The sequence below is a fragment of the Promicromonospora kroppenstedtii DSM 19349 genome, assembly GCF_000515355.1.
Lineage (GTDB): Bacteria > Actinomycetota > Actinomycetes > Actinomycetales > Cellulomonadaceae > Promicromonospora > Promicromonospora kroppenstedtii.
The window spans coordinates 5,595-8,693 of record NZ_KI911734.1 but is presented as its reverse complement, the minus strand read 5'-3'; the positions used below and the strand labels follow the sequence as shown (position 1 = coordinate 8,693).

Below are 3,099 nucleotides of genomic sequence, written 5' to 3'. Positions count from 1 at the left end.
CCCCGGTGGCGGCGCCGATCCAGGTCCGGGCGAGGGCTACGGCGTCCTCGACGAGGGTGTCGGCGGCGGGCTTCGCGGGGGGCTCGGTCGGAGCCTGCGGCGTCGCGCTGTCCGGTGCGCCTGCGGCCCCGGTCGGGACGTCGGCGGTGTCGGCGCTCCCGCGCCGGGCAGAGGTCTTCATGACACCAGGGTGCACCCGGTGCGGCTCGTGTGTATTGGCAGGATCACTCACGATCCGCACCGGTTTCGGCCAAGAGCCTGCGCGCGCGGGCGCCGCCGCCGCGTAGCATCGGGACCCGATGAGCACCCCGCCGAACGGCGCCGCTCGGCCCGAGGCGCGGGCCCTGCTGGCCGCCCTGCACCCCGCCATGGTCGCGCTGATGGACGAGCTGTCCGGCGTCATGTTCTGCGCCAAGGACGCCGACGGCCGGTACGTGCTGGTGAACCAGGTGTTCGTGGGCCGTACGCGGGAGCGGTCGCGGCGCGACGTGATCGGCAAGCGCGCTGTCGACCTGTTCGTGCCGGAGCTCGCCGAGCGCTACGAGAGCCAGGACGAGCTGGTGCGCACCACCGACAAGCCGCTGCGGGGCGAGCTGGAGCTGATCCGGCACGTCGGCGGGGCACCGGGCTGGTTCCTCACGTCCAAGCTCCCCCTGCACGACGAGTCGGGCGCGTACGTGGGGCTGGTCTCCGTGTCGCAGGACCTGCGCTCGGGCGATGCCGACGACGCGACGATCCAGGCGATGGCCCGGCTGCGCGGGCAGATCGAGGACCTGCTGGAGCAGGGCGAGGTGCCGTCGGTGGCGGACCTCGCCGCGCTGGCCGGGTCCGCGCCGGCGTCACTGGACCGGCGGGTGCGGCGGGTGTTCGGGCTCTCGCCGCGCCAGCTCGTGCTGCGGTTGCGGGTCGACCGCGCGGCGCACCTGCTCACGTCCAGCACCGTGCCGCTCGCCGACGTCGCCACGGCGGCCGGCTTCTACGACCAGCCGTCGTTCACGCGCACGTTCGCGCGGCTGACGGGCGAGACGCCGTCGTCGTTCCGAAGCCGTTCGCGCCGAGCCTGAGCCGGAGGTGCAGCGCAGGGTGGGGGCCGAGGAACGAGGCACCCGCCCGGAGCGGAACCGCAGGCTCAGGCGACAAAGAGCAGAGCCTGAGCCGGAGGTGCAGCGCAGGGTGCGGGCCGAGGAACGCATCGAGCACCACCGGTGGAGCGACCACCTACCCGACCGGCGTACCCTGGCTGCCGGTGACGACCGGCCCGGCCGGTGACGCCATCAAGAGCGCCCTCTCGAGCGCCCTTCTCCCCTGCGCTTGGCGGCTAACGGAACGCTGATTCCCAAGCAATGGCACCATCACCGGAAAATCATCGGCCAACACCCCACGGCCGAGCACATTCGCCCATCGAAGCGATACGGTGAGACCGAGGCGCAAACCCCGCGCCGCGCAACCCGCGCCCCTGCCCGCAAGGCGGTTGGCGCCGTTCTCCACGGAGGACCCACGTGACGACGACAACGACGTCCACCACCACAACACCGCCCAGTTTCGCGCCCTCCGACAGCCCCGCGGAGGGCTCCGCCCTGGCGACCGCGCACGCACAGCTCGCCACCGCGGCCCAGATCCTCGGCTACGACGAGGGCCTGCACCGCATGCTCGCGACGCCACGCCGCGAGATCCACGTGGCGGTGCCGCTCCGGCGCGACACGGGCGAGACCGTCCTGTTCCACGGCTTCCGCGTGCAGCACAACGTGAGCCTGGGCCCGGGCAAGGGTGGCCTGCGCTACCACCCCTCCGTCGACGTCGACGAGGTGCGGGCGCTGGCGATGTGGATGACCTGGAAGTGTGCGGTGGTCAACCTGCCGTACGGCGGCGCCAAGGGCGGCGTCGCCATCGACCCGCGCGGCTACTCGCAGGCCGAGCTGGAGCGCGTGACCCGGCGGTACACGTCGGAGATCATGCCCATGATCGGCCCCGACACCGACATCATGGCCCCCGACATGGGCACCGACGCCCAGACGATGGCGTGGGTCATGGACACCTACTCGGTCAACCGCGGCTACACGATCCCCGCCGTCGTGACGGGCAAGCCGCTCGCCGTCGGCGGCTCGCTGGGCCGCGGCACCGCGACGTCGGCCGGCATCGTGCACGTCACGGGCGCCGCGCTCGCCGAGGCGGGCGTGGGCCTGGGCGACGTGTCCGTCGCCATCCAGGGCTTCGGCAAGGTCGGCTCGCACGCCGCGGAGATCTTCGCCGCGCGCGGCTCGCGCGTCGTCGCCGTCAGCGACCAGTACGGCGGCATCCGGAACGACGCCGGCCTCGACGTCCCCCTGCTCATGGACCACGTGCGGCGCACGGGCTCGGTCGTCGGGTTCGACGACGCCGACCCGATCACGAACACCGAGCTGCTCGGGCTCACCGTCGACGTGCTGGTCCCGGCCGCGATCGAGGGCGTGCTCGACGAGCTCACCGCCGGTTCGGTCAAGGCCCGCTGGGTGGTCGAGGGCGCCAACGGCCCGACGACGGCGGCCGGCGACGCGATCCTCGCGAAGAACGGCATCACCGTGGTACCCGACGTGCTCGCGAACGCCGGCGGCGTCGTCGTCTCGTACTTCGAGTGGGTCCAGGCCAACCAGACCTACTGGTGGACCGAGCAGGAGATCGCCGACAAGCTCGAGTACCGCATGACCACGGCGTACGCCGAGGTGTCCGCCCTGGCCCAGCGCGAGGCGCTGTCCCTGCGCGACGCCGCGCTCGTGATCGGCGTCAAGCGTGTCGCCGAGGCGCACCAGATCCGGGGCCTGTACCCCTGATCCTGCCGCTGCTCCGCGCACGCGTCGGACCCCCAGGCCACCCCGGTGACCTGGGGGTCTGACGCGTCTCGCCTAGGCTTGCGGCGTGGAGCATCTCGTCGCACGACTGCGGGCAGCCGGCTGTGTGTTCGCGGAGGACGAGGCGCGGATCCTCGTCGAGGCCGCCACGTCGGACGGCGTCACCGACGACGCCCGGCTGGAGTCGCTGGTCGCGGCCCGCGTCGGCGGGCTGCCGCTGGAGCACCTCGTGGGCTGGGCCGAGCTCGACGGGCGGCGCTGGGCCGTGGCACCG

At 73.0% G+C, this 3,099-nt stretch carries 2 protein-coding genes and 2 pseudogenes; 3 read left to right on the top strand and 1 reads right to left on the bottom strand.

The genetic code is table 11. The annotated features are described in order from the left end of the window. Positions 1–181, bottom strand: a pseudogene (locus PROKR_RS35860) (hypothetical protein); the annotation flags it as partial. A 118-nt stretch (positions 182–299) separates the two neighbouring features. Between PROKR_RS35860 and PROKR_RS37890 the strand changes: the two are divergent. The 3 genes and pseudogenes from PROKR_RS37890 to PROKR_RS35855 form a co-directional block, all read left to right on the top strand. Then, on the top strand, positions 300–1,064 hold the full coding sequence (locus PROKR_RS37890) for an AraC family transcriptional regulator (protein WP_036967507.1): 765 nt from the start codon (positions 300–302) through the stop codon (positions 1,062–1,064). A 435-nt stretch (positions 1,065–1,499) separates the two neighbouring features. After that, a complete protein-coding gene (locus tag PROKR_RS21990; RefSeq protein WP_036967504.1) occupies positions 1,500–2,807 on the top strand; it encodes a Glu/Leu/Phe/Val family dehydrogenase in 1,308 nt (435 codons plus the stop codon). Between the two features lie 85 nt (positions 2,808–2,892). Beyond that, positions 2,893–3,099: pseudogene (locus PROKR_RS35855) on the top strand (putative protein N(5)-glutamine methyltransferase); the annotation flags it as partial.